Source organism: Nocardia sp. NPDC047038, from assembly GCF_040644075.1.
GTDB lineage: Bacteria > Actinomycetota > Actinomycetes > Mycobacteriales > Mycobacteriaceae > Nocardia > Nocardia sichangensis.
Map to the genome: position 1 here is coordinate 166,317 of NZ_JBEYVQ010000012.1, position 25,287 is coordinate 191,603.

The following is a 25,287-nucleotide window of genomic DNA, read 5'->3' on the forward strand; positions in this document are numbered from 1 at the left end:
CGAACCCGTGAGCGAACTAGGTTCGGTGTGCGGTTGGCGACGGGTTGGAGGTGCTCTCTCAGTCGTACAACCGGCCGAGTAGCGCGCCCTGGCCCGATTGCAGGACATGGGCGGCTTCGAGTGGGATCCAGAAGCATTCGAACCACGTCGGCTCTGATTCGCCGTCGTGGTCTTCCTGGCTTGCCCATCGGTCCGGGGCGTCCTCGCACAGTTTCAGCGCGAAGAAGTGCCGATATTGGATCTCGAACCGGTACGGGCTGATGTCGTAGTCGGCTTCACCGAGCTTGCGCACGATGTTGAACTCCGAGAGCCCGGTCTCCTCCCGCGCCTCTCGTAGGGCTGCACTCTCCGGGGTTTCCCCGGCCCGGATGCTGCTGGCGGGAACCTGGATACCGACTTCCTTTATCGGATAACAATCTGTCCTGCTCACACGCACTATCGCCAGCGCTTTTCGCGATCGGACGTGAAGGAGGCGTGTCTGGTTTCCCGGGCGTCGGAGTGTGGCGCGGATCATATAAATGCCTTGGGCTGGCGGACCCAACGACGCACTGTGTTGCGGCTTTTCGGCTGCCGATCGGCAGCGTTGATGGTATCGAAGGAGTATGAGATCAGAGCCTGGCGAGGTGCTGCACTTCTCCGAAGATCCAACCATCTCTCGGTTCGAGCCTCGGGTCCCCGAGGACGTAGCCGACGGCGAGGCGGTCGTATGGGCGGTCGATGCTCCTCGGTGCCCGGACTACTGGTTTCCGCGCGACTGTCCGAGGGCCATGGCCTGGAGCCTCCCCACGACGACTCGCGCTGACCGCGACCGCATCCTCGGGCCGGGATGCGGCGATCGGGTACACGCTATCGAGTATCGGTGGCTGGAAGCCCTTCGCACCGTCGATGTGTACGCGTATCGACTGCCTGCCATAGTGTTCCGGCCAATCGGCACGCCGGTGCCGTACGCCCATGTGGCGACTGTGCCAGTTGAGCCCATAGGACAGCCGGAGTTGGTGGGCGATCTGCTTAGTCTTCATGAACGGGCGGGCATCCAGTTGCGTGTACTGGCCGATCTGTGGCCGTTCTGGTCCGAAGTGACCGGTAGTTCTCTGGGCTACAGCGGCATTCGGCTGCACAACGCCATGCCATCGGCTAATGCTTGTACGGATTCGCACTGATGCCTGGGCGCAGAGGTGCAACATCGCTGTATAGGCCGACTTTGGTCCGGCGGGCTCCAGCTTAGTAGGTCCAACTGGTGCCGCTGCCTCGGTACTGCTCGACCGGGATCGGTTCGATGTCTGATCTCATGCGGTCGGTGTAGAGCTGTCCGTGGAGGTGGTCGATCTCGTGGGCGACCAGGCGCGCGTCTCCGTGTTCGAACACAGTGATGCGGGTTCGGCCGTCGATGTCGGTGTGCTCGACGTGGATGGTCAGCGGGCGGGGTACGCGTCCGCGCAGGTCGAAGAAGCTGAGGCAGCCTTCGTATTGTTCGTCGGTGGTGGGGCTGGTCTCGACGATGCGGGGGTTGAGCAGGGTGATGCTGTTGCCGTCGGTGGTGCGCACGATGGCGGCGGCGCGGCCGATGCCGATTTGGGGTGCGGCGACCCCCATTCCTTTGCCGAAGACGTGCGCCTTGGCGACTCGTTCGGCGGCCGAGGTCAATTCCGCGACCACTCGCCGCGCGGTTTCGGCTTCGGTGGGCAGGTCGAACCCGCGGGCGGTCTGTCGCAGGATCGGGTCGCCTTCCTGCACGATGCCGAGCCCCGCCATCACCTTGCTGGGCGGGGTCCGGTCGCCGTCGTCTCCTCGCCCGCGGAAGTCCCATTCGAGTCGGTACCGCGCGTGCAGTGGCGGGTTGTCGGTGGACCACGAGTAGAGGTGCCGGTCGGCGTCGACCTCATATTGGATCGGTGTCCGGAACGGTTGAGCTTCGGCCGTCATGGACGTTTGCAAGCCCCACACGACTGGTTCCAGGTCGGCCGGGAAGTTGAGCCGCACCGAGAGCCGTGTGGTGGGCAGGCGCACCGCGCGTTGGAACCAGTTGCCCCAGTGCAGGTCTGAGACTATGTATTCGTATTCGATCCAGGCTGCCTGGCCGGGGTAGAGCGGGAAGTGGCGGCCGTCGCGGGAGAACAGCAGCCACACTTCCTTGAACGCGGCGGTGTCGTGGTGCGCGGTCCAGTCCATCGCCTCGACGCGGTTCTCGCCCGACCACGCGTGTAGGTCGACTTCCTCCCAGGTGAGAGGGTGTTCCTGGTAGAGGCGGTTGGATCGTTCGGGGTCGCCGGGCCACCGGTCCACCGAGATGCGGATCAGGTAGCGGGTGACGGGTTCGGTGCCGGTGTTGATCAGTCGGCGTCGCTGGGTCAGCCGGTAGGTGAGGCTGTCGTAGCGCAGGACGGCGTCGTCATGGTCGACCACGAGCGAGCTGCCTTGTTCAGCTGGTTCGGCCGGGATCGGCTTCCGGCTGCCCGGGGTACGGGTGTTGGCGAATTCGGCGAAGGCAGCGCGCAGCGCACCGCCGGCCTGCAAGGTCGCCTCGGCGTGGGCGGCGAAGGACTCCGAGGGCTTCTCGCTGCCAGATTCGATCTTGGAGACGTAGGGCCGGCTGTAGCCCAGTTTGCGGGCCAGGGCGCCGCGTGAGAGGCCGCGCACGTCGCGCCAGTGCGCGAGTTCCGCTGCGAACACGTTGGTTTCAGCGTTGTCCGCATCCGCCGCGGCGTCGATGTCGTCCAGTGGCGGGGTGTCGGCGCTGGAGGTCATGTCGCAGCTCCTTCCGCGCGGTCGTCGTGGGCGTGCGTGAGTACACCGTGAGTATGCACGCACGGTTCCGGAACGCCCCGACCGCGTGGGGGAATTGAGGCGTCCATCAGGCCGGATTCGTTTGGGAGGCGCACATGGACACCGTGTTGACGGTAGCTGTCGGGACCATCGCGGCCAGTGCGATGTGGGCGCTGTTGCGCCATGGCTGGACGCGGGTCGCGGGATCGGGGGACGATCATGCGTGATCTGCGAGTGTTTGCCGAGTTCGTGCCGCGAGGCTCATTGACCGCGCTGGATGGCCGGGCGCACGACAGTCAGTGCGCTAAACAGCCGAGCCATCGAAGTGACTCCCATGTCACCGAAGGCGTTGGCCCCGTGCTTGTTACCGGCGCGGCCGGGCTGATCGGAGTCCAAGTCGTGCGACTGCTGCGTGATCGGGGTGTTCGGGTGGTGGCGGTCGACGACGGCAGCGCGGGAACCCTCGACCGCTTGGATGAGTTCTCGACCTCGCCCGACGTGAGGGTCCATGTCATCGATATCCGCGATGCGGAGGCGCTCACCGATGTCTTCTCCGACGAGCATCCGTGGGCTGTGATCCACCTGGCGGCAAGGCATTTCATTCCTGCATGCGAGGCGGACCCGGCCGGCACCCTGGATGTGAACGTAATGGGCACGCAGCGGCTGATCGACGTCTGCGTGGCGTTTCCGCCCGCACGCGTGCTGTTCGCGTCCACCGCCGACGTGTACGCGCCGAGTCCACGTCCGCATCGTGAGGACGACCACCTCGCGCCTGCCGGTGTGTACGGCAGCTCGAAGCTGCTGTGCGAGGAGCTCTTACGCGACCAGCACGACAAACTTCCGGGCTGCGTCGTCACCGTCGCGCGGCTGTTCAACGTCGTCGGTCCCGGCGATGTCCATCCACACCTGCTGCCGGAGATCGTCCGTCAGTTACGCCGCGGACCGCTGCTGCGGTTGGGCGATCTGGAGACCGCTCGTGACTACGTGTTCGTCGGCGACGTCGCGCACGCGCTGCTGGCGATCCTCGACAGCGGTGCCGGTGGGGTGTTCAACGTCGGTACCGGAACCGCGACCTCGGGCCGCGACCTCGTGCGCTCTGTCGCTGCGGTTGTCGGGATTCACCCCGATGTCAGGTTGGACCCGACTCGGCTGCGCCGCCATCACCGGCCGATGCTGTGCGCCGACGTCGCGCGTCTACGTCAACTGATTCCGCAGTGGCCGATGACGTCGTTGGAGCACAGCGTCGCCCACGCGGTGCGGGCGATGGCAGGGCCGTGCGCGGCAACGACGGCGATGCGGTAGGTGTCGTAGATGACCGAGACCCCCTCGTTGCTGTTTCTGCTCGACACCCCGAACATCTGGCGCGGTCGCGCGTTGGCCGGGACTCCGGCGCGGACGCTGGCGCTGGCCGAACATGCCCACCGGGCGGGCGCGTCGGTCACGCTCGTGTTGTGTGATCGCGGTGCCGACTACGGCCTGGTGTGGCCGTGTGACACCGTGTTGGTGCATCCCGCCGACTTCTACGACCCGGCCGCACTGGCCGCCGTTGTCGAGCCGCGAGCGGTGGACTTCGTCGTCGTGTGCGAGGCGGAGGCCATGTTGAAGGTGGGTGCCGGTCTCTCACGGCGGTTGGGCGCGCGTTCGGTGTATGACGTGCATGACGACGACGCCGGGGTGTCGAGGACCCTCGGCGAGCCGGAGTCGGTCGTCCACGTCCGTGCCCGGACGCAGCGAGCAGCGTTGGAAGTGGCGGACTTCGTCGTCGTGTCCACCCGCAACGAACTGGCTCTCGCTGTTGAGGTCTGCGGTGAGGATCGGCGGATCGTGTTGCTGCCCAACGGTGCCGACACGGCACTGCGGACCTGCTGGGGGCCGGACTTGACGTCGACACCGCTGCTCACGTTCCTGGGCAACCTCTACTACGAGCCCAATGCTCGCGCGGTCGAAGCGATACGCACGGCCATCCTGCCGCGACTGTCCGCGGCGGGGCTGGACGTCCGGGTCCGGGTCGTGGGCCGCGGACCCGCCGCCGTGACCGCCGATCCGAGGATCGAGTTCACCGGCCGGGCCGACACGGTCGACGCCGCGCTGCGCGGAACCACGCTCGCGCTGGCCCCGCTCACCGCCGGCTCGGGCGCGAAAATGAAGGTGCTCGACTACATGGCGGCCGGCCTGCCGGTTCTGGGGACCGGCCACGCCGTGACCGGCCTGCCGGTCGACCATCCCGGCGTCGTCGTTGACGATGACATGCGACAGTGGCCGCGTCTGATCGCCGAGCTGCTTGCCGATCCCGCAGCGCTGCGCCGGATCGGCACCGACGGACGCGCTTGCGTCGAAACCGAACTGTCCTGGTCGCGGATCGGCACCGACCTGCTACGCGCAACGTGGTCGTGGCGACTCGACCCGCCCCGCGCCGACCGTTCGCGGACACACCATTTCGGCACGCCTCGATGGCTGACCGAGCACGCGACCCAAGACGCCCTCGGCGAACCGATCGAGACCGGTCCGGGCCGTCCCTGCTGGTTGCGGCGCTCCGACCACGACGCCTGTGACGTGGAAGGCCGTCCCCGATGAGCATCCGCAGTTACGACTTCGGCGTCTGGACCGCCGCGATCGCCGCACACCAGCTGATTCACGAGCGGATGGCCGACTATTTGGACCCGTACCTGGTCGAGGGCACAGGGAGTGCGCCGGATTTCACCGTGTCGGTCGACATCTCCACCGACCCTCATCGTCTGCTCGATCAGGCGGGAGTGAACACGATCGGCTGCCAGGTCCGGCGAAGTCACCCCGAGTATCGCTACCGTGCATGGCTTCTCGCAGGCCGCACGATGCTGGCGCCGCTGCACCGGGTCGACCATGTCATCACGGTCGACGGGCGTCACCTCGCTGTGTCCGCACGCGAGCATGTCGCAGCGACCATCGGGGTTCGGGTGGCACGTCAGCTGATCATGCGCGGCGGGGAATCGGCGGGAGGCCACTGTGTTCACGCCGGAGCGGTCGAACTCGACGGTGTCGGCGTGCTCGTCGGCGGCCGGCCCGGCGCCGGCAAGACCAGCGTCCTGACCCACCTCATCGAGCGACACGGCGCGGTGCCGGTGTCCAACGATCGCACGATGCTGATGCCTACCGACTCCGGCGACTGGACGGCGGTCGCTGTGCCGCTCGCGTGGCGGATCTCGCCCGAGGCCAACGCCGCCTCTCCGCGTCTACGGACGGCGCTGGCCTCGGCGTCGCCGATCCGCGGTCGCGGCTTGGTCGACGGCAAGCTGGAGTGGACGCCCGCCGAGATCGGACGCATCCTCGGCGTCTCCTGCGCGCCCGCGACCAGCCCGCAGCGGATCGTGATCCTCATGCGCGCCAATCATCGGACCGGCCATCCATCGACGCATCTGCTCCGGCGTCATCTCGGATTCGGGAACGCGGACTTCTTCACCGACGACTGGCTCAGCCTTCGCCCGTCACCCAGCGGTGGCGGCGGTGCAGGCACCGAGACGGGTTCGTGGTGGAGCACATTGGCTGATGTGCCCGCATCCGTGCTCGGTTGGACCGAGCCCGACCAAATCGCGTCCGTGGCCGACACGATCGCCGACGGTATGCGGAGCCTGGTGTGAGGGGCTGTGTCGTCGTGGGGGTCTGGGGCGCGGGCAAAACGACGGTCTATCAGGCCGTACTTACCCGGCTGGTCGCCGCCGGATGCGAATCGCTTATAGCGATGCCGCAGGCAGCCACGCTGACCACCCACACCTACACCGACTCCGACCCGGCCAAGCAAGCCGAAGCGATGGTCGAGTGGATCGAGCATTTGACCACTTTCCTGTGCGACGTGGATCGTCGATTCCGGACCAGCACCCTGCCCCGGCACCGGTTCGCCGCCGAGTGGACACCGACGTGCCTGCTCGAAGGGCTCGGATTCGACATCGCGGTCTACGACCTTCCCGTCTCCCGCGCTCGCCTGCTCGACAGCGAACGCCGCATGGCGGACAGCGGACTTGAGCTGGTCGTGCTACGTGTGCCGCCGCAGCGAATCCTGCACCGTTGCCTGCGGTCGACGCGCACGGTCCGGGGGCCGAAGTGGGCGGCATATGTCGATGGCTTCGGCAGCACCGAACAGCAACGCGTCGACCACATCGCCCGCGCCCAGGACCGGCTGCTGCGATGGGTAGAGTCCTCGCCGATGCCGTCGCACATCATCGATGCCGGGGCCGACGACCTGGCACCCGCTGTCGCGTTCGTGACCGAGCTGATCACCTCCAGTCAGGTGACCACACGTGACTGATTCCGTCCGAGGCCACCCACCGACGCAGCCGCGCCAGGTAGTCCTGCAACGTCACGTCGTCGCCGACGCTGGTCCAGTAACCGACGCCGGTCAACAGCTCCCACCCGGTCGCCAGCGATATCCGCTCCTCCCATCGAGTCGGCGTCCCGGCCACGGTGCGGTAGCCGTCGGCGAAGGACACGGCCCATTCAGGGTGGTCGTCGAACATCCACATCGCCGGTTTCACGAAGTCGCTCACAGGATCTGCCCACCGCAGATGCTCGAGGTCGAGCAACGCCCGAAATCGGCCGTGCCGATCGAGCAGAATGTTCGGCAGGTACACGTCCTGATGCGTCACCGTCGGGCACACCACATCCCTGAGATCGTCGGCGAGCAGCAGCAACAGCCGTTCGCCGGCCTGCCGCAATGGGTTCTCGGGCAGCTCTGCATACAGCTCCGCCAACCTCTCGAGGTGGCGGCGTGCGGCACCGGCCAGGTCCGTCGCTGCCGGGTTCGGAGCGGGTTGCGGATCGCCGAAACCGCTCACCGAGACCGTGTGCAGTCGTGCCAAAGCCTTTCCCGTGGACCGCATCGCGTCCACCATCACCGGTCCGGCCGCTGTTGCGGCGAAGTCCTCGGCGTCCACACCATCCAGGTACTCCGTCACTACCAACGACCGCCCGCCGAGTCGCTGCGACACACCGAAACCGTGAGCACGTGGCACCGGCAGACCCTCCAGTGCCAGCCGCTGATGCTCACGCAACCTGCTCAGCGCCACCTCGTCGTAGCCGTCGCCGCGCCGAACCCGCGCCACCACCGGCCCCACGTTCGACCGCATCCGCCACGCAAAATGGCGGTGGCCCTTGGGGATCACCTCATCGACTGCGACCGGAGCCGCATCCGGCACCATATCCACCACCGCTGCCGCGACCACGTCGCCGTCCAGCCCCTCGACTTCCATCACAACGAAACAGTAGAGGCCCCGTCGGGGCGATAGGGAAGGGAAATTCAATGGCCACAACGGAAATCATCGCGCGCGCGGTCATCCCCGGCGAGCGCGGCGTGCTGCTGGCCCGCCACCACGCCAAAAGCTGGCACTTCCTGCCCGGCGGACACGTCGAGCCCGGCGAACAGGTCGAAGCAGCCCTTAAACGCGAGATCCGCGAAGAACTTGCCGCCGACTCCGAGATCACCGGCTTCGTCGGCGTCGTCGAACACCAATACACCGAAGACGGGCAACTGCACCACGAACTCAACTTCGTCTTCACCGTCGCCGTCCCCGGTGAGCCGGAAAGCAACGAGGACCACCTCATATTCGACTGGGTGCCCCGCGAACAACTGCCCGAACTCGACGTCCGACCGGCCGCCCTGAAAGACGCACTGCTCGCCGCTGCCGAGGAAGCGATCCCATTCTGGCACCCGTACTCGGAGTAGCCGTGTCCAATGGCCGAACCCCCGCATGTTTCGAGGTCACGCCAAGGTCGTGGGCAGGCTCTGCAGCGCGGCAGTCTGAGTGAGGCCGCGAAGCCGCTGGATTTCCTCGTGTTGGGCGGCGAGTCTGAACACCGCCTGCGAACGGAACTCGCGCAGCCCAGCGATTTCGTTGTCCTGCCGTTCAATTCGCGCTCTCAAGGCGTCGTTGTGGCCTTTCAGTCGGTTGATCTGCGCCTCGCGGGGGTCCAGGACGATCCCCGTGTGGTGCAAGTGATCGCGGCGACGCTCGAACTCATCTTTCAGGTGGCTGTAGGTCGCATACAACGCGGCTCGGGATACGCCGGCTTCGATGCTCAGCGATTTGATGTCGCACTTCATGCCGGGTGCAAGGCTGCCCGACAGCAACCGGTCCGTGGCGGCGCGGATCCGGTCCTCGGTCTCGCGTCGATGGTCGTCGGTGATACGCATCAGGTGTGCTGCTCCTGGTCCTGCCCGCACGTGCGGGCGTTGTCGTCGATAGCGTCGAGAACCCCTGTGGCGCACTCGTATTCAATTCGTAGTCGTGGCTTTTCGCCCTTCGGCACGCGTGGGTTGCCGAGGAACGTCGCGGCGGTGTCGGCAGTGTCCTGCCAGATCGCCCGATGCCGGAGATGGTGGGTCGCCTGTGTACAGCGCGCCGAGTCGCACATGCCGACCAACGGTTTCGCGGCGTTCGGTGTCCCGGCCATTCGAAGGCACAGCGCTTTGGCGGGATCGGCGAACCAGCAATAGTTCGCCGAGCCGATGTGCAGCGTGCGGGCACGCTGGCGCAGCAGGTTTTCGATCCTGCGCTCGTTGCCGAACACTGTCGCCTCTCCGGCCGGTGCATCGCGCAACACCTCGGACTCGACATGCTCGAATGCCTCGACGAGCGCGCGGGCGCCGGGCCCGGCGGGCAGCTGCCCCGCCCGGTATTCCTCGTACGCTTCGACGGTCAGTCGGAGGTGATGATCGTGTTCGGCTTGCCGGACCTCGGCGTGGAACATGGCTTGCGATCCGCCGGGCCGGGCCGCGTAGCCTTCCGTGGTTGTCACGGACACATGTTTGCGGGCAATCTTGGCGGCCAGCAGCCCACCCGGCCGTTGCGCCAACTCGAGCGCCAATGTGCGCCCGAGCATCCGGGTGTTGACCGGACCTTGCGGGACCGTCGCCAAACCCAACCGTCGGGCGAAGGGCTCGGTGAGCCAGCGACGGAACTGTTGCACGAACCTGGCCCACATCGGCAGTGCCGAAAAGCGGCTGGTCCGGCTCGGCGAGGGTGAGTTGTTCGGCCAGGGCTATGGCTCGATCGACCTCTTCCACCACAACCCATTCGTCGGGCACGCCGCCCAGCGGCTTGCCCTTGATCAGCCTGCCGGCCAGTCGATGCCGTCGTCCACCGCCTGCGGTCTCCGTAGTTCTGCGGGCTCCGGACTCGATTTCCCTCAGCTCGCTGCGGCGCATCCCGGTTTCCGCCGCCGTGATCAACAGGCAGCCACCCAAGACGTGCCGGACCACCTGGACGAGTTCGACCGGAGTTAGCGGTTCGGTCCACGGAACCAGTTCCCCTGTGTCGGCCCGCGGCACGTCGGTGGCGGAGCGGCCCCACAGGCCGGCGAGCACTTCCCGGGTGTCGTCGCGTGCTTGCGGAGGTGGATCCGCAAGGCTTCACCAAGGCCGCCGAGGTCTACGAAGGCGTGCACAACGCGTTGATGTACGGCGTCGACACGTTGACGAAGATACTGGGCGAGTCGGGTGGGGGCGCGGGTTCGGACAACGCCGGCCGGGCGTGGAGCAACGACTACGACCCGGCCGCGTGGGACACCGTTGACGCGCTGGGCGAACTCGCCCTCGCGGTGGGGCAGATGCACGACCTGCTGCAGTTCACCGCCGCCAACCACGCCAATGCGAACTCACAGTCCACGCCCGAACCGAACCCGAACGACCTGGTCTTCCCGCCAGGGACGCTGAAGGTCTACCAGCCGCCCGAACCCCCAGCCGTCTACGGCGGCCATGACCCCGAGCCGACCGGGTGGGATTGGGTCAAAGGCGCGTTCGAGGGTGAGCTGCGGCCCCCTGCGACTCGTACGCGGATTCGGTGGAACAGACCAAGAACACGATCAAGCGTGCGCTCATCGAACTCATCGCGATCGTCGCTGTGGACCAGGCGTTCGGGTGGATCGCCGCGCCGTTCACCGGTGGCGGGTCGGCGGGCCGCCGCGCAGGGCGGAATGGCGCTCGCGATCGGCATCTACGGCGCCCGCATAGCTGCGGTCATTCGTGCGCTGATCGGTCTCGCGGAGGCGTCCCGCGTCCCGGTCGCGGTGTCGCAGGCCGTTGCCCGCGGCAGCGAGGCGTTGATCCCGCTGATACGGGCGCGCCCAGCTCTGGCCGGCGTCGACGGTGTCGTCGCGCCCGTACCGTTCACGACATTCGCCAACCTCCGCCGCCCGCATCTTACCCAGCAGACCAGAGACACGATCATCGCCAGAACACGAACCTGGGGACGGCCCGGCGAGAAAGAGGACTTCTATGTCGTCGAATCCGAGCCGAACGTCAAGGTACCGATCAACAAGTCCTATGACGACAAGCCTTGGGTGCAGCAGCTACCCAAGACCGAGGACGGCAAATACTACGTCGACGCGGCCAACAGGTCGTTGTACCCGGTCAACCCGAAGTGGGAGTTCGGCCACAATAGCGGCTTTGAGCACCGGCGCCTGCTGGCCGATGCCCAAAGCCGCGGCATGACCCAGAAAGAGTTCGACGACTACGTCAACAGCCACCCCGAGCGGTTCCACATCGAAGACATGACCGGAAACAGAAGCCACAGACGGGAGCAGAAGTAGATGACCGAACCAGACGAATGGGGCCGAACCCCCCTGCATTACGCCGCGATGGAAGGGCAGGTCGATGCCGTCGCGCGTCTGCTCGACACCGAGGACGTCAACGCTCGCGACAACGAAGACTGGACGCCGTTGCACTTCGCATCCCAGTACGGGTTCACCGAGATCGTCCAACAGCTACTCGACGCGGGCGCCGACATCAACGCGTTGACCGAGAAGGGGATGCCGCCGATCTACTGGGCGATCATGTCCTCCAGCGGTGATCGAATCGGCACGGTGCGCCTCCTGCGTGCGCGGGGCGCCGACCCGACGAAGTCGACGATCAAAGGGTACTTCGGAACCCAAAGCCCCCTGGACGTGCTGCGGGAAGTCCGCAACGACCCCGCCATGCAGGCCGAGTTCGCGGACCTGCTGTGAGTGAGGCCCCTGACCTCGACGCCGCAGTCGAGGAAATGAAAGCTAAAGCCAGCGTGGTGAAAACGGCGCTGGACCGCATACGCGGCACGGGTACCGCGGGCAACGGCACCGTCACAGCGATCGTCGATTCGGCAGGACACCTGCGCGACCTGAAACTCACCCGGGACGCACACCGGTGGGGAGACCGGCTGGCGAGCCTCATCCTGCAGGCGACCGCCATTGCCGAACAGGACGCCGCTGCGAAAGCTGAGAAAGCGATGGGTCCACTCATCCACGACGAACGCGTCGAAGCCGGGATCAAAACGATTCGCGAAATCTTCGGACAAGCCGAACCCAGGACGAAGCCCCCGAGGCCGATCACCGAAGAAGAGATCCAGGCCGCTGATGACGCCTACTTCGAACGCATGAACCGACAAGGCTGGAACCGTTGAATCTGACCGCATACAAACTCCCGCGGCCAGTTTGCATTCCGATCTGGTCGCAGGTCGCCTCCAGCAGCCGCTGATGCGTCACACCTGACCAGCTGCGACGGGACACGGCTACACGAACCCGGTTCAAGATGGACAGTTTTGCGGGCCAGGGACGGTAAGCTGACGGCGGAGTGTCAGGACGCGCACGCGCTCCACCTTTTTCGCCGGAGTCACCCCGCCCACGCTGGTTCGGTGACAGTGATGGCCAAGGTCCTCCCCGGGGCCCGCGGTAGCTCGTTTTCCCTGTTCGCATGATCTTTCGTCGCAGGCAGGGTGGCGTGGGCACCGCTGCCGGAACTGGACGAGGGCATGCCCAAGAACAGCAGCGCGCGCCGTCGGCGCCGGGCTCACCGCATCGCCGCTGAGGAAGGCGTGAAGTACACAGAAGCCTTGCGGCGCGGCGATGAACGCGCCGAGCAAGCCCGCGCCGACGAACAGGCAGAGCAGGATTCGTTCCTGAGACCGGTGACGGTCGAGATCGACGGTGTCAGATGCTATTTCCGACGTGAGGATGCCGAGCAACTCAGCCGGGACGGGTTGGCCGACCCGGTGGAGAAAGATGTTGTTGCTGCGGTGGATGTGCTGCTGCCGCAGGTGCGTGCACTGCTGTCAGCCAGGTTACGGCCGGTGACCGTGACCGGGCCGGACGGGCAGCCGCACAGGGTAGTGCCATGCGAGGCCGAACACCGCGAGAACTTCCGCGACACGGTGCAGAAGGTGATCGAGGACCTAGAGCGTGTGCGAGAGGACGCCGATATCGCCTGGGTAGAGTCGGCGACCGTGGCCGCTGCCTACTACGGGGTGGAACTGAAATTGAGTGGTCTGCGTCGGGTCACCGACGGGCCGCTGCGTGATCGGGTCGAGTCGGCGGTGGAAGCGGCCGAGGTGCTGTCGATGACGGCAGAGGCCACGCACAGTCGAGGGTGCATGCTCGGAGCGGGCGAAAACCGGTCCCGGCGGGGCTGGGGATACTCGCCGTGCGCCGCGGGTGACGTGCGGGTGCGCGTGAGGATCTTCGATGACGACACCATCGTTACCGCCTCGGGGTGTCTTCGCCACGCCGCCGAGGAAATTGTGCATTGGGACTGCTTCGTCGAGATGGGCGACTCCGCGGTCGAGGTCATGGGCGGGACGGACGGTGATGTCGACATCATCTACGACCTCGCTGCCGAACTCCGCCGTGAACGCAAACGGATCCAGCGAGAACGGGAAGAGAACAACGTCGGGTCATACACCCTGCCGTCGCCTCCATGGATGAGTCGCCAGGACTGGTGATCACCGACGATCAGGAGCTGGCCGTCGTGCGGTCGGTGTCGGCGTGGGTCTTTTCCCTCCGGCTGAACTGCACGGCATCACCGGCCTGGCATACATGCAGATCGGCGATCACCGAACCGCCACAAGACACTTGCAGGCGGCCATCGACACCTCCGCATCCTGGCCCCGTGAACGCGCGGAGTGGCGCATTCGTCTGGCCGAGAACCATCAAGGCAGGAGAGATCGCGGAAGGTTGCTCGGTTCTCACCAGCAACTTCCGCGAGATCGATGGACCGACCTCCACCCGCGAACGGTGGAAGCTCGACACTATCGAGCAGCATGTACGGTCACATGCGACAGTGCCGGAAGTCAAAGAGTTCGTGGGGCTGCGCACGAAGCACACCTAAAGACCCGGCTTAACGGCGTTTCGGTAGCCGCCTGACCGGCGAACATTCATGATCAACGCACTACCCGTGATGGTCCTCGTGTCCCTGACGGAGGGGGGTTGTCGGAACGCAAGAGTGCACGGCCTCGTTGACGCGGAGAGACCTACGCTCCGAAGCCATTGGGGAAGGCAGTAGCATCCGCGATTGATTCGACTCCGAGTAGCTGCATGGTTAGGCGATCCAGGCCCAAACCGAAGCCCCCATGCGGGGGACAGTTCTCCAGGATGGCTAGCAAGTCTCCGAACGCGGCAGGGTCAAGTCCGGCGGCATGGAGCAGCTCCGATTGCGCTGCCGGGTCGTGTATTCGGAGCGCGCCGCTGGCGATCTCGTAGCCATTGACAACAAGGTCGAAGGAGTGGCTGCGCAGTGTTGTCAGATTCTCCTTCGTGACCGACGTTGATTGGGGGCGTGCCATCGGATGTCGTTCCAGCTGCACTGCGCCGTGATTGCTGCGAGCGACTGGAAAGTCTACCACCCACAGGCAGGAGAGCTCTTCACCTTCGCTCCGGAGATCCGGCCGGTCCGTCCCGTACTCCCGCATCGCCGTCATGGCGTCAACGCGCGGAAACGGGGAGGAGGGTATTGGAATGCCGAGTGTCGACAGCACGCCGCGCAGCAAATGCTCTACGACAGCCATGATCTCGATGGAACTATCGGTGCGCATCTCCACATCGAGCTGAACGAACTCCCGCAAGTAGTCTGTCCGCCCAGGCTCGCGGTGTTCGTCGCGGAAGCAGTGCGCGAACTGAAAGTAACGCTCCAGACCTGCGGCGATCAAGGCCTGCTTGTACAGCTGGGGCGACTGCGCCAGCCACAGCCGGTGTCCGCTGGCCGTCTCGGCGCGAAGGTGTCCAGCGGCGTACTCGTCGATCCGAGCTCCGAGGACTGGTGTATCGACCTCCAGGAAGCCAGCCTCCGTCAGGGCAGAGCGAGCGGCGCGCCGGATGCGGTCGCGAATCACTAGATTGGCTCTGACACGGTGGCTTCGGAGGTGGGCAAGATCGGCAAGCAGAGGGGTTGACACCAAGCGCTCCTCAACCAAGAGGTGTTGCACACAATTCATGGTCCGCGAAGTCGGCGCGGATCACTGCGGTCGATGTGCAGACATAGCTTCCGTCAACGAAAACTGAAGCCAGGAGCGGCATTTCGACACGATCGTTAGTGTACAGGCGAATGGTCTGGGGTACCGAGTATCTGCCTGTGCTCACCGAGTCAGGCGCTGGAGGCGGGCAACTGCCTCGTCGAGGACGTCCTTGCGCTTGCAGAAAGCGAACCGCACGAATGGCTCTCCGGCCTTCGGTTGGTCGTAGAAGACCGCGTTGGGGATGGCGACTACGCCGGAGCGTTCGGGGAGTGACCGGCAGAAGGCGGTGCCGTCTACTTCGCCGAGGGGACGTATGTCTGTGGTTACGAAGTATGTACCGGCGGGATCGAAGACCTGGAAGCCAGCTCTGCGCAGTCCTGTTGTCAGCACATCACGCTTGGCCGACATGTCCGCTCGGAAGTCGGCGAAGTAGGAGTCCGGTAGCGCCAGAGCCTCCGCGACGGCGTACTGGAATGGCCCGGAACATACGAATGTCAGGAACTGCTTGGCCGATCGCACGGCATCGATGAGTTCTGGTGTCGCTGTGGCCCAGCCGACCTTCCAGCCGGTGAACGAGAACGTCTTGGCAGCGGAGCCGATGGTCACTGTCCGCTCGCGCATCCCTGGAAACGCAGCGAGCGGCACATGCTCGGCTCCGTCGAAGACCAGGTGCTCGTAGACCTCGTCAGTCACAACCAGCAGGTCCCGCGCCACCGCAAGTTCTGCTATCGCCTTGAGCTCCTCTCGAGTGAGGACAGTTCCGGTCGGATTGTGCGGGGTGTTGACAAGCAATAGCCGTGTGCGGTTGGTGACCGCGGTCTGCAGCTCATCGAGGTCGAGGCGGAATGATCCACCGTTGGGGCGCAACGTCACCGGCACGCGTCGTCCTCCTGCCATGGCGATGCAGGCTGCGTAGGAGTCGTAGTAGGGCTCAAGTGCGATCACCTCGTCTCCCGGCTCTAGAAGGCCCAGGAGCGAGGCCGCGAGAGCCTCGGTCGCACCGGCGGTCACCAAGACCTCGCGATCGGGGTCGAGCGATAGCGCGTACCAGCGCTGCTGATGAGCGGCGATCGCCGTCCGGAGCTCCGGAACACCGAGGCCGGGCGGGTACTGGTTTCCACGCCCGTCGCGCAGCGCACGTACCGCCGCTTCTCGAACGGTCTCGGGTCCATCGGTGTCGGGGAATCCCTGGCCAAGATTGATCGCTCCAGTTCGTTCGGCGAGCGCGGACATCTCGGCGAAGATCGTCGTGCCGAATTCAGCTAGTCGGCGATTGCGGCGAGGACGTGCGCTGGAAGTCATGGCTGTCATCCTCTGCCCGTATTCAGGCGATACTCAACTCCCAGGGGATCATGGTGCAAGCTCCTACGGCGAGCGCGAGAACCACTGCGCCTGCGGGCCGTTACGTACGGTTGCGCCTCTTCGAGGGCGCCGGAGGCGTGCCGTAGGCTTAGGGACTGTTGCACGCCCATGTGAGCCACGACCTCAGAAAAATGTGGAAGGAACATGCACACATACCGTACCCACACCTGTGCAGAGCTGGGCCTCGCTGACGTTGACCACGACGTACGCCTGTCGGGATGGCTACACAATCGGCGAGACCTCGGTGGTGTGCTTTTCGTAGACCTTCGCGATAACTACGGCGTGGTTCAGCTCGTTGTACGGCCGAACTCCGAGGTCTTCGAGCAGCTGAGTCATCTGCAGAAAGAGACTGTTATCCGCGTCGACGGTCGGGTGCTGCGTCGCGCGGAGGAGAACATCAACCCGGAGATCCAGACTGGCGAGATCGAAGTCGAGATAACAGCTTTGGAAGTTCTTGGCAAGTGCGATCCACTTCCCTTCCAGGTATTTCCTGAAGATCGCGTGGGCGAAGAGACACGGCTGCGGTATCGTTTCCTGGACCTCCGCCGCGAACGGATGCACCGCAATATCCTGCTCCGTTCGGCGGTCATCGCCTATCTTCGGCGGAAGATGACCGACCTGGGTTTCATCGATATCCAGACTCCCATCCTCTCCGCCACGAGCCCCGAGGGAGCCCGCGACTTCCTCGTGCCTTCACGGCTACACCCGGGCAAGTTCTATGCTCTCCCGCAAGCTCCGCAGCAGTTCAAACAGCTGTTGATGATCAGCGGTTTCGATCGATACTTCCAGATCGCGCCATGCTTCCGCGACGAAGACGCCCGCGCCGATCGCTCTCCGGGTGAGTTCTACCAACTCGATATCGAGATGAGTTTCGTCGAGCAGGAAGATGTTTTCGGCATCGTCGAGAACGTACTGCTTGACATGTTCACGGAATTCGCGCCAGGTCGGAACATCATCGCGCCTTTTCCTCGAATTCCATACCGGGATTCGGTGGCCCGTTACGGCTCGGATAAACCTGATCTGCGCTCTCCGTATGAACTCGTCGATGTTTCCCACTTGTTTCAGGATAGCGACTTCAGGGCTTTCGCGAACAAACATGTCCGAGCACTGCCGGTATACGACGTTGCCGACAAGCCTCGTTCGTTCTACGACCAGTTGGGTGAATACGCAGTCGAGTTGGGAGCGGCTGGGCTCGCCTGGGTCAAGATCGGCGACGACGGCACACTGAGCGGACCGATTGCCAAGTTCCTCACAACCGATGTTGCTACGAAGCTGATCGATCTCGTCGATGGAAAGCCCGGTACGGCGATCTTCTTCGGCGCCGGGAACGAGGCGGATGTCGCCAAGATCATGGGCGAGATCCGGGTAGAGGCAGCCAAGCGCACCGGTGTCTTCGAGGAGAATGTCTTCCGATTCGCGTGGGTAGTCGACTTCCCCATGTACGAGAAGGCGGACGACGGTTCGATCGAGTTCAGTCACAATCCGTTCTCGATGCCGCAGGGTGGGCTGGAAACGTTGCGGACTCGCGATCCTCTCGATGTTCTCGCCTGGCAGTACGACATCGTGTGCAACGGTATCGAGTTGTCGTCTGGTGCGGTGCGAAACCACGATCCGGAGATCATGTACGAGGCGTTCCGAATCGCGGGTTACTCGAAGGAACACGTCGACGAGCAGTTCGGCGGCATGGTGCGGGCGCTGCATTTCGGAGCCCCGCCGCATGCTGGAATCGCCCCCGGGGTAGACCGGATGGTCATGCTGCTGGCAGATGAGCCGAACATTCGTGAGACGATCGCGTTCCCGTTGAATCAGAACGCTCAGGACCTCCTCATGGGTGCACCTACCGATGTCGAGCCTCAGCGGTTGCGAGAACTCAACATCGATGTGCGTACCCAGCCGAGGACCGGGTAGACCCCCTACGGTTCGGATGCCAAAGAAGGGGCTGACTCTTCACGAAGCCAGCCCCTTCCGAACTGCCGCCAAAGAGTCGGCCACCTGATCCACGGCAGTTGCCTCTATCTCCAGCACATGCGGCACCGCGGCCTGCAATGCGATATAGATATCCGCATCCTCGGCGGCGGCAGTCGGGCTGCTCGCGCCCAGGCCGTACCGTCCGTCGTCACGGAAACTGATCTGTGTGTGATGAACATCCGGAATCAGGTCCGATGTCAGGAAGTCGACCGGCCGAAATCCGGCCTTCCAGGCCGACTTGAAGTCGACGACAAATCCCAGATCCGGTATCAGGTCCCGGTGGGAGTGGAAGTCATCGGGTGCACGGACCAGGCCGTAACTGACGTTCTCCAGGCAGTATCGGACGCTGCGCGCTGTCGCCTCGGAGACAAGGTCACGCATGATGTCGATGTATCGACGGGACGGAATACCGTCGGTATCCACAGCATGGTGGCGGGGCGGTCCGTGGCTGACGTAGGCATCGGCGCCGGTTGCCGCACAAATCTCGAGGTACTGCACGAATCTCCGCTGCGCCCAGGCGCGCTGCCGTGAGTAGTTACTGAACAGCAGATGTTCCCAGCCGAATACGTAGGGATGGACCGATATCACGTCGAGTCCGGTGGTTCGGCAACGGTCGGCGAGAACAGTGACCATTTCGGGGTGGAGCTCGGGTTCCCCCTGAATGTAGATCTCGACGGTGTCGGCTCCTAGGTGGGCCGCCAGGTTGACGGCGTCCTCGGTCACGATATCGAGACCGTAGTAGCACCCTGTCGACAGTCCTACTGGATTCATTACTCCTCTGACTTAGGGGTCCTGCTGCTGGACGTCGTCGCTGATTGGTAGCGAGCGGTAAAGAACGCTACCCGATGGCGGTACCTGGATTGATCAGACGGGCGAACGGTGCGCTCGGCAGGCCTCGAAAAGTCTCCTCGTCTCCGCACGGCAGGGCGTGCCGTCGCAGGAAGTCTCGGAGGTCGTGGGCGATGAGTGACAGTGAGCCGAGAAGGTGGCCGGTGCGCAGCTGGAACACCACCGTCGCCTCGTCGGTTCGCGAGGCCTCGAGCCGATCGTCGAGGCTCAGGAGGACGAGCTCATCAAAGTCCTTCGCCCCCAAAGCATCCGACGGTTCATACTCACTGTCGCGGACCAGTACCCGGGTAGTTCCGACAGAAATCTCGCCCGGTCCGGTTCTGTCGTACTCGACCCCTTTCCATGTGAGCTCGGCGCACCACGAATCGAGCAGGTCCATGACGAGCTCCCGAAGTTCACGATCGTCGAGACGTCGGGCGACTATCGGCCTCAAAGGTCTGGCCGGCACGCCCCCGGCGAGTACGTCTGCAGGCAGATCACGTGCGGCCACAGCCCCTGCGGCGAGAATTGTGTTCGCGCCGATCGTGACACCCGGAAGCACCGAAACGTGAAAGCCCAGCCAGACATTCGGCTCGATTCGGACGCCTTCGAAGGTCGCCTGGAAGCCGTCGGACAGCCGGTGGCCGAAATGGAAACCGTGCGTCCACACCGATAGATAGCACCCGGAACCGACCTGATCGCCGAGCTCGATCGGCAGGTTGGCGTTGAGGATGTTGTGGGGACCGAGCGCAACGCGGTCTCCAATGCGGACATGGGCTGAGGAGGCAGTGGTGCCGCCATATCCGACCGACGAATTGTGGCCGAAGTAGAAGAGCTTGCCAGCTCGAAAGCTGCGACACACGATCGAGACCCGACCCTCGATCCTGCTCGCAGCACCGAGCACAAAGGAATCCGCTACCAGTACGGACACGCTGGGCAGCAACTCGCACCGGTCGCCGATCTCGACACGGGCCGAGCGGATGTCGGTGGCCGTACCTATTCGCGCGCCGTCGCCGAGGTGGAGTTGGTCCGCCACAAGGGTCACATCGTCCTCGATACGAACGTCGTTGCCGACGTGGACGTCGGCGCCCAGCCAGGCCCGAACGCCAGCGCCCACTTCTGCGCCAGCCGCAGCCAATAGTTTTGCACCGCGGGTTCCATCATCGGCGGGACTATGTTGTGCTCCAGTCATATGTCGACATCCTCCTCAGTGTCGAGCCATCGTTTGTTCCCCGCCCGCTTGTAGATGACGTGGTCAGCCCAGGCCACGTCGGCAAGCACCCCATGGTTGTCGAGCACGATGAGGGTTTCCTCGCGTGGATAGTTGATGTTGTTCACGTATTCGGGACTCGTGAATTCGGAATGATCTGGAATCACGAGAACAGATCGGGCGGATCGAAGGGCACCGGGCAGATCGTCCGTCGTCAAGCCTGGCCCGAGCAATCCATCGATCTCGGCGTTGTCATACAGCGGGTCGTGGACTACCACCGGCACACTCCGGTCGCGAAGGCTTCGCGCGATCGATTTCGCTGGGCTCAAGATGTCGACCTTTATACCGCCCTTGTAAGCGACTCCAAGAATGACGACGGGCGGTCGCGCTCGGACGGCATCGGCGACCAGAAGTCGCATCTGATCATCCGTCTCGACGGTCCTGCGCAGTAGCCCGAGATACTCCGGATGTTCAGCTCCCCGAATGAGATAGCGGCTCGCCAGCGGAATACAGTAGCCACCCGTGCCGAAGCTGGGGTGATATGTACCAATATTCCACTTGGTGCCGGCCAACCGGAGCACCTCGACCATGTCCACGTCTGGGTAGGCCAACGTCAACTCGTTAGCCAGTGTGATGTCCATGTGCCGGAAAGCATTCTCGACGCACTTGACCAGCTCACATGTATGGTGTGTCCGAGCCTGATGCAGGACGTTGTTGACGAGCCCCAGGACAGCCAGCGTCGCCGCGGCGGATCTGGCGTCGACTCCGCCGTAGACGCGATCGAGCTCGCGCAGGCTGTAGCCCTCGGCGAGAAACCAGTCCCGGCGGGGAGCGAGACCGACGAGCAAGTCGCGGCCAACCTTGAGGCCGTGCTCGGCCAAGATCGGCAGCAGCAGCTCGTCAGTGGTTCCAGGGGTCAGGGTGGATTCGATTACCACCAGCGGGCAGGTTCCGAGTAGGTCCCCCTTAGTGAGCGATGCGGCGATATCAGCGATCACCGATGACAGCGCACCGTCGAACGGCTCGCCTTCTCTTTCGGTCGGTACCGCGATCATGTGCACGCAACAGTCCGCGGCCAGCACATCGGTAACGTCGGACGAAACTGCGATCCGGCTGTTGATGCCGGTCAGAGACCGTACACGTTGTTCGGCGGGGTCGAAGCCCACGACCTGGACGCCGACGTCGGCGAAGGCAGTCGCGGTGGAAAGCCCGATGTAGCCGAGACCCCAGACGACCAGCCGACCGCGACCATCGCTCAAGCGGGTGTGGTGGCAGTCCGACCCGGACTCTGGTTCCCTGGTTCGGGGTACCGACGTGCTCATGAAACTCCTAGAGATCAGTGAGAAGGCGTGCGAGGCCGCGCGCCCCGCGGGTGCTGGCGACCACGCGCACAAGTCGCAAGCCCTCGCACGCTTCAACACCGCATTGGGTGCCCAACGCGCGGTTCCGCAGAGCAACCCCCGCAGTGTCGAGCGGACGGTAACCCTGGCCTTCGTAGGAGTACGCCGCCAGAGCCGTTGTCTTCCGGTCGATGTACTCCGACATGGGAACGAACACGGTGGAGGTGAATTGGCCGTATGAAGGAGCGCGATGCTCGTTGGGGCCGAACTGGAGCAGTGCGACATCTGGCCAGGTCCGCGCCGAAGCCGCGATCGCGTACGCCACCCGGCGATGATCGCCGTGCGAGTCACCATCCCAATGACTGATCACAAGATCGGGCCGGACTTCGCGCACCAGCTCGTCGAACAGTCCAACCAGGCGGTATTCGGGTATGTTCTCGACCTGCCGCTCGTCTCCGGGAACCACCCAGAGCAATTGATAGCCCAGGATCGCGGCGGCGTCCTGCGCTGCCTGTCGCCGCCGTGCCGCCAGCTCGGGTGACCCTTCCGACACCGAGCAGCAGGCCACGGTCACCCGCAGACCGGCCTTGACCCATGCCGCTATACCACCCCCGAGGGCGAGCTCGGCATCGTCGGGATGTGCCGCAACCACCAGAATGTGGATCGAATCGCTCACGTGGATCCCTTTCGCGCGGTAGCCAGAGTTTCGCTGAATGATTCCAGGAATCCAACCATCTCGTCTCGTGAGGATCCGGCCGTCTTCTCGACCGCAGCCAGCAAGCCACGGCATCGGTCGCTGAATACCGGTGGTCTGATGCCGGCGAGCGATGCATCGGTGAACGAAGCCTTGACCCAAGCGGACTGGAACATGTTGGCTCCGTCGAGGATCGCGCGTTCCAGGCAGGACTGGCTGAACCTGCTGTAGGCGGCGTTGACATTTGTCAGGTCCGCATCAGACAGATCCGCAGCTACATACGCCTGCACCAGTACGGCGTTCTGCATTCGTGCACCGCGCAGACTCATCGCATTCGGTGGATCGCCGGTGATCATCGACCGGTAAAGGTTCGCATGTGACAGATCGGCACGGCCGAGGTTCACGTCGCGCGCTGTGAGGCAGCGAGCCGCAGCCCCGGTGAGATCGCACTCGAACAGGTCGGACTCCACGATGTTGAGATTCTCACCACGGAGGCCAATCAGTTTGCCGCCACGCAGCGTACAGCCCGTCAGTTTCGCGTCGGTCAACGACGCCCCCGCCATCACGACCCCTGGCATCGATACCGATCGCCACATCGATCTGCTCAGATCTGCGCCGGTGAAGTCCGCGTCGGTCACAGCAACATCAACCAGGTCGGCATCCGGAGCGGCGAGATCCGCGCAGGACCAGTGCGCACCACGGACGGTATCCAGCCGGAGGCGTGGAAACCGCCCGCCCGCAAGCGCCAACCCATCTGTGTCCGTGGGGCGGGCAATTGTCAACCCGTGTCCGGTGGCCCGCGCCAGGGAGGTGGCAGCCAGGCCGACCTTCACCATCGTGGCCTGGTCCAGCAGCGCACCGGTCAGCGTTGCCTGGTGCAATAGACATTCGTTGATTTGGGCACCCTGCAGATTCGTCCGATCGAGCGATGCCTCTGATAGATCGCATTGGTAGAAGGCCGAACCAGCGAGCTGGCTTCCCGTCAGGACGCATCGCCGCATACTGCATCCATGAAAGAGCGTGCCGGTGGCGTCACGCAGGTCCGACAGGTTTGCGGCATCGAACACGCAGGTCTGCGCCGCCAGAGCGTGAACGTAGGCCCCGGTCAGATCCGCTCCTGTGAGGTCGGTGCGCTCCATACCGGGGCACACCATCGCCGTTTCCCGCATGTTTGCTCGTACGAGCTTAGTGCCGTGCAGGAGTGCGCGATTCAGGGTTGCACGGCGCAGATCGACATCCGTGAGGTCGAGCCCCGCTAGGTTCTCCTCGCTGAGGTCGATCCCACGGCCGGTGGTCTCGATAGCATGACTAGTTGCGGAAGACAGCTCGGCCAGCAATCGGTCGCGATCATGGCCGACCGGCGTTCTTCCGATGAGCTGGACGAGGTCAACATAATCCGGCACAGGTAGCACGCTCTCTGTTCGATGCGAATTGTTGTCGGTGCTATTGATGGTCAGTTGAGGTCGGCTGTGTGCCGCCCGCAGCAAATCGTCCTTTGTGGGGCTGGGCGGGGGATGGGATCCGTGACGGCTGTTTCGGGAGTTGTGCAATTCTGAAGCCCGGCTGAGCATTTCGTGGTCGGACATCAGCGCCAACGGATTGTCCAGCAGGTGGATGCGCCGCTGTGCCGCACGGTAGAGCCCGACGTCCTCACTGCCGAGTTGATAAATGACTTTTCGGCAGAAGAGTTCGCTGTGGACATCGGTGACGTCTACGTCTTCGCCGGATGCCTCTCGCTTGCGAGCGCGATCTTCCATCGCTGCGGCTGTGTAGAAAGGTTCGACGAAGGTCGCGAGCTCTGCGGTGAGCGCCAGGGTCGCAGGCCGGCTCGGTTCGGTTCCCGAGCGCACTATCGTGTCGGCGACGACACTGGCCTGGTGCAGAGCGATCGAAACGCCCCAGCCCTGCGTAGGATTGGTTTGGCAAAGCGCGTCGCCGATGGCCACCAAACCGGTTACCGTGCTATCCGCGTTGTGGGTGGTGAAGACATTGCCGCGCCCCGCGTAGGAGCAGACGCCGGAGATCGGGCGCGCTACGTCGGGTCCGATCCAGTCGGCCAACCCCGGTAGTGCTGCGGCTACTCGGCTCCATCGTTGCGCATCCTGCAGTATTCGCAGTTCACGTTCACTGCTGCGAGTGTTGAGGGTGACTACGAAGCCGGCGGAGTCCTCCTCCAGGACCGAATAGCGGAGGAAACCGAGGTCACCAGACGGTCCGAATCGGTACTCCTCCGGTTCGGGGCCTCCGTGCGAGATGCGGCGGAAATGCCGCGCATAGTACGACGTGCCGGAGCGCTCGGAGCGGACGACAGGTGTTCGGGCTCCGAGCTCCGGCAGGAACTGCCGCAAGGCCGCGCGGTGTCCGGTTGCGTCTACAACCCATGGAGCATTGATTCGGTAACCGTCACCGAGCACGACTCCATTGATGCGACGGCCGCCTGAATCCGAGAGAAGGTCGGCCACCGAGCATCCCGTGCGGAGGTCGATGGCCGGTTCGCGCGCGACAGCCTTCCGAAGCGCCCATTCGAACAGCGGGCGGCTACATCTGAGCGCGACGAGATCGGCGTCTTCGGATTGCCGATCTGCCGCCGGAATCGCTGAGTCGAACCGTCGTACACTTGCGCCGACGTCCAGGAGAACGGTCAGGATGTCTGGAGCGCGTTTCCTGAGCGTTCGGTAGCCAAGACCGTGAAAGGCGTGGCCGTTGCGAAAGTGTGGGACGCCCGGGCGGTTCCAGTGGATCAAGGCATCGGCGGGGTCTGCCGGGGGCGGGACGGAGTCCTTCTCGACGACCAGTACCTCCACACCAGTGCGGGCGAGGAAGAGCGCGGTCGTCAGGCCGGAAACTCCCGCTCCGACGACTACCGCGTCGAAGCGACTAGAGCTCTCCGGGCGCATC

Annotated in this window: 24 protein-coding genes; 12 read left to right on the top strand and 12 right to left on the bottom strand. The window is 64.4% G+C overall.

Going from position 1 to position 25,287, the window contains the following annotated elements:
- Nucleotides 1–58: 58 nt before the first annotated feature.
- Entirely contained in the window at nt 59–430 is a 372-nt protein-coding gene (locus ABZ824_RS30260) for an NUDIX domain-containing protein (RefSeq protein WP_356967113.1), read from the bottom strand.
- A gap of 172 nt (nt 431–602) precedes the next feature.
- Here ABZ824_RS30260 and ABZ824_RS30265 point away from each other — a divergent pair, with 172 nt between their 5' ends.
- A complete protein-coding gene (locus ABZ824_RS30265; RefSeq protein WP_356967115.1) occupies nt 603–1,160 on the top strand; it encodes a DUF6886 family protein in 558 nt (185 codons plus the stop codon).
- 61 nt (nt 1,161–1,221) lie between these two features.
- On the opposite strand, the gene ABZ824_RS30270 is transcribed toward ABZ824_RS30265, so the two are convergent.
- Nucleotides 1,222–2,745, bottom strand: a complete 1,524-nt coding sequence (locus ABZ824_RS30270; RefSeq protein ID WP_356967117.1) for a peptide deformylase — start codon at nt 2,743–2,745, stop codon at nt 1,222–1,224.
- Nucleotides 2,746–3,120: 375 nt separating this feature from the next.
- Between ABZ824_RS30270 and ABZ824_RS30275 the strand changes: the two genes are divergently transcribed.
- Genes ABZ824_RS30275 through ABZ824_RS30290 form a run of 4 tightly spaced genes read left to right on the top strand, consistent with a single transcriptional unit; the run spans nt 3,121 to nt 7,042 of the window.
- Entirely contained in the window at nt 3,121–4,065 is a 945-nt protein-coding gene (locus ABZ824_RS30275; RefSeq protein ID WP_356967119.1) for an NAD-dependent epimerase/dehydratase family protein, read from the top strand.
- A gap of 9 nt (nt 4,066–4,074) precedes the next feature.
- Nucleotides 4,075–5,337 carry a glycosyltransferase family 4 protein gene (locus ABZ824_RS30280; protein ID WP_356967121.1) on the top strand — a complete coding sequence of 421 codons (1,263 nt, stop codon included), beginning with the start codon at nt 4,075–4,077 and terminating at the stop codon, nt 5,335–5,337.
- Nucleotides 5,334–6,377, top strand: a complete 1,044-nt coding sequence (locus tag ABZ824_RS30285) for a hypothetical protein (protein ID WP_356967123.1) — start codon at nt 5,334–5,336, stop codon at nt 6,375–6,377. Before ABZ824_RS30280 ends, ABZ824_RS30285 begins: the two co-directional genes overlap by 4 nt.
- Nucleotides 6,374–7,042, top strand: a complete 669-nt coding sequence (locus ABZ824_RS30290; RefSeq protein ID WP_356967125.1) for a hypothetical protein — start codon at nt 6,374–6,376, stop codon at nt 7,040–7,042. Before ABZ824_RS30285 ends, ABZ824_RS30290 begins: the two co-directional genes overlap by 4 nt.
- On the opposite strand, the gene ABZ824_RS30295 is transcribed toward ABZ824_RS30290, so the two are convergent.
- The gene (locus ABZ824_RS30295; RefSeq protein WP_356967178.1) at nt 7,011–7,982 is read right to left on the bottom strand and encodes an aminoglycoside phosphotransferase family protein; all 972 of its coding nucleotides are present in this window, start codon (nt 7,980–7,982) and stop codon (nt 7,011–7,013) included. The two genes, ABZ824_RS30290 and ABZ824_RS30295, sit on opposite strands and share 32 nt — an antisense overlap.
- Before the next feature lie 50 nt (nt 7,983–8,032).
- Here ABZ824_RS30295 and ABZ824_RS30300 point away from each other — a divergent pair, with 50 nt between their 5' ends.
- A complete protein-coding gene (locus tag ABZ824_RS30300; RefSeq protein WP_356967127.1) occupies nt 8,033–8,455 on the top strand; it encodes an NUDIX domain-containing protein in 423 nt (140 codons plus the stop codon).
- Nucleotides 8,456–8,491: 36 nt separating this feature from the next.
- On the opposite strand, the gene ABZ824_RS30305 is transcribed toward ABZ824_RS30300, so the two are convergent.
- Together ABZ824_RS30305 and ABZ824_RS30310 are read right to left on the bottom strand one after the other, a co-directional pair.
- Nucleotides 8,492–8,923, bottom strand: coding sequence for a hypothetical protein (locus ABZ824_RS30305; protein WP_356967128.1), 432 nt, complete (start codon nt 8,921–8,923; stop codon nt 8,492–8,494).
- Nucleotides 8,923–9,699, bottom strand: a complete 777-nt coding sequence (locus tag ABZ824_RS30310) for a hypothetical protein (RefSeq protein ID WP_356967130.1) — start codon at nt 9,697–9,699, stop codon at nt 8,923–8,925. Before ABZ824_RS30310 ends, ABZ824_RS30305 begins: the two co-directional genes overlap by 1 nt.
- A 414-nt stretch (nt 9,700–10,113) precedes the next feature.
- On the opposite strand from ABZ824_RS30310, the gene ABZ824_RS30315 reads away from it, so the two are divergent.
- From ABZ824_RS30315 to ABZ824_RS30335, 5 genes are all read left to right on the top strand, one after another.
- Entirely contained in the window at nt 10,114–11,319 is a 1,206-nt protein-coding gene (locus tag ABZ824_RS30315) for a GH-E family nuclease (protein ID WP_356967132.1), read from the top strand.
- Nucleotides 11,320–11,733, top strand: a complete 414-nt coding sequence (locus tag ABZ824_RS30320; RefSeq protein ID WP_356967134.1) for an ankyrin repeat domain-containing protein — start codon at nt 11,320–11,322, stop codon at nt 11,731–11,733. It begins immediately after the preceding gene.
- The gene (locus tag ABZ824_RS30325) at nt 11,730–12,164 is read left to right on the top strand and encodes a YbaB/EbfC family nucleoid-associated protein (protein ID WP_356967136.1); all 435 of its coding nucleotides are present in this window, start codon (nt 11,730–11,732) and stop codon (nt 12,162–12,164) included. Before ABZ824_RS30320 ends, ABZ824_RS30325 begins: the two co-directional genes overlap by 4 nt.
- Before the next feature lie 312 nt (nt 12,165–12,476).
- Nucleotides 12,477–13,478, top strand: coding sequence for a hypothetical protein (locus tag ABZ824_RS30330; protein WP_356967138.1), 1,002 nt, complete (start codon nt 12,477–12,479; stop codon nt 13,476–13,478).
- A complete protein-coding gene (locus ABZ824_RS30335) occupies nt 13,475–13,864 on the top strand; it encodes a hypothetical protein (RefSeq protein ID WP_356967140.1) in 390 nt (129 codons plus the stop codon). The genes ABZ824_RS30330 and ABZ824_RS30335 overlap by 4 nt, the downstream gene beginning before the upstream one ends.
- 142 nt (nt 13,865–14,006) lie before the next feature.
- Here ABZ824_RS30335 and ABZ824_RS30340 read toward each other — a convergent pair whose 3' ends face one another.
- Nucleotides 14,007–14,927: an amino acid--tRNA ligase-related protein gene (locus ABZ824_RS30340; RefSeq protein WP_356967142.1), complete on the bottom strand. Its 921-nt coding sequence runs from the start codon at nt 14,925–14,927 to the stop codon at nt 14,007–14,009.
- A 180-nt stretch (nt 14,928–15,107) separates the two neighbouring features.
- Nucleotides 15,108–16,289, bottom strand: coding sequence for a pyridoxal phosphate-dependent aminotransferase (locus ABZ824_RS30345; RefSeq protein ID WP_356967144.1), 1,182 nt, complete (start codon nt 16,287–16,289; stop codon nt 15,108–15,110).
- 204 nt (nt 16,290–16,493) lie between these two features.
- Between ABZ824_RS30345 and aspS the strand changes: the two genes are divergently transcribed.
- The gene (gene aspS, locus ABZ824_RS30350) at nt 16,494–18,257 is read left to right on the top strand and encodes an aspartate--tRNA ligase (RefSeq protein ID WP_356967146.1); all 1,764 of its coding nucleotides are present in this window, start codon (nt 16,494–16,496) and stop codon (nt 18,255–18,257) included.
- Nucleotides 18,258–18,296: 39 nt separating this feature from the next.
- Here the strand turns inward: aspS and ABZ824_RS30355 are convergent, their stop codons facing one another.
- The 5 genes from ABZ824_RS30355 to ABZ824_RS30375 form a co-directional block, all read right to left on the bottom strand.
- Nucleotides 18,297–19,040 carry a TIM barrel protein gene (locus ABZ824_RS30355; protein ID WP_356967147.1) on the bottom strand — a complete coding sequence of 248 codons (744 nt, stop codon included), beginning with the start codon at nt 19,038–19,040 and terminating at the stop codon, nt 18,297–18,299.
- Between the two features lie 115 nt (nt 19,041–19,155).
- Complete coding sequence (locus tag ABZ824_RS30360; protein WP_356967149.1) at nt 19,156–20,337, bottom strand: hypothetical protein; 1,182 nt, start codon at nt 20,335–20,337, stop codon at nt 19,156–19,158.
- Nucleotides 20,334–21,614, bottom strand: coding sequence for a UDP binding domain-containing protein (locus ABZ824_RS30365; protein WP_356967151.1), 1,281 nt, complete (start codon nt 21,612–21,614; stop codon nt 20,334–20,336). Before ABZ824_RS30365 ends, ABZ824_RS30360 begins: the two co-directional genes overlap by 4 nt.
- A gap of 70 nt (nt 21,615–21,684) precedes the next feature.
- Nucleotides 21,685–22,371 carry a PIG-L deacetylase family protein gene (locus ABZ824_RS30370; RefSeq protein WP_356967153.1) on the bottom strand — a complete coding sequence of 229 codons (687 nt, stop codon included), beginning with the start codon at nt 22,369–22,371 and terminating at the stop codon, nt 21,685–21,687.
- Nucleotides 22,368–25,286 (bottom strand): FAD-dependent oxidoreductase, encoded by a 2,919-nt coding sequence (locus ABZ824_RS30375; RefSeq protein WP_356967180.1) that lies wholly within the window; start codon nt 25,284–25,286, stop codon nt 22,368–22,370. The genes ABZ824_RS30370 and ABZ824_RS30375 overlap by 4 nt, the downstream gene beginning before the upstream one ends.
- Between the last annotated feature and the right edge of the window lies 1 nt (nt 25,287).

Coding starts and splice junctions, on each gene's coding strand:
- ABZ824_RS30265 (WP_356967115.1), top strand. CDS start 603: ATGAGATCAGAGCCTGGCGAGGTGCTGCACTTCTCCGAAGATCCAACC.
- ABZ824_RS30270 (WP_356967117.1), bottom strand. CDS start 2,745: ATGACCTCCAGCGCCGACACCCCGCCACTGGACGACATCGACGCCGCG.
- ABZ824_RS30280 (WP_356967121.1), top strand. CDS start 4,075: ATGACCGAGACCCCCTCGTTGCTGTTTCTGCTCGACACCCCGAACATC.
- ABZ824_RS30285 (WP_356967123.1), top strand. CDS start 5,334: ATGAGCATCCGCAGTTACGACTTCGGCGTCTGGACCGCCGCGATCGCC.
- ABZ824_RS30295 (WP_356967178.1), bottom strand. CDS start 7,982: ATGGAAGTCGAGGGGCTGGACGGCGACGTGGTCGCGGCAGCGGTGGTG.
- ABZ824_RS30300 (WP_356967127.1), top strand. CDS start 8,033: ATGGCCACAACGGAAATCATCGCGCGCGCGGTCATCCCCGGCGAGCGC.
- ABZ824_RS30305 (WP_356967128.1), bottom strand. CDS start 8,923: ATGCGTATCACCGACGACCATCGACGCGAGACCGAGGACCGGATCCGC.
- ABZ824_RS30320 (WP_356967134.1), top strand. CDS start 11,320: ATGACCGAACCAGACGAATGGGGCCGAACCCCCCTGCATTACGCCGCG.
- ABZ824_RS30345 (WP_356967144.1), bottom strand. CDS start 16,289: ATGACTTCCAGCGCACGTCCTCGCCGCAATCGCCGACTAGCTGAATTC.
- aspS (WP_356967146.1), top strand. CDS start 16,494: ATGCACACATACCGTACCCACACCTGTGCAGAGCTGGGCCTCGCTGAC.
- ABZ824_RS30360 (WP_356967149.1), bottom strand. CDS start 20,337: ATGACTGGAGCACAACATAGTCCCGCCGATGATGGAACCCGCGGTGCA.
- ABZ824_RS30375 (WP_356967180.1), bottom strand. CDS start 25,286: ATGCGCCCGGAGAGCTCTAGTCGCTTCGACGCGGTAGTCGTCGGAGCG.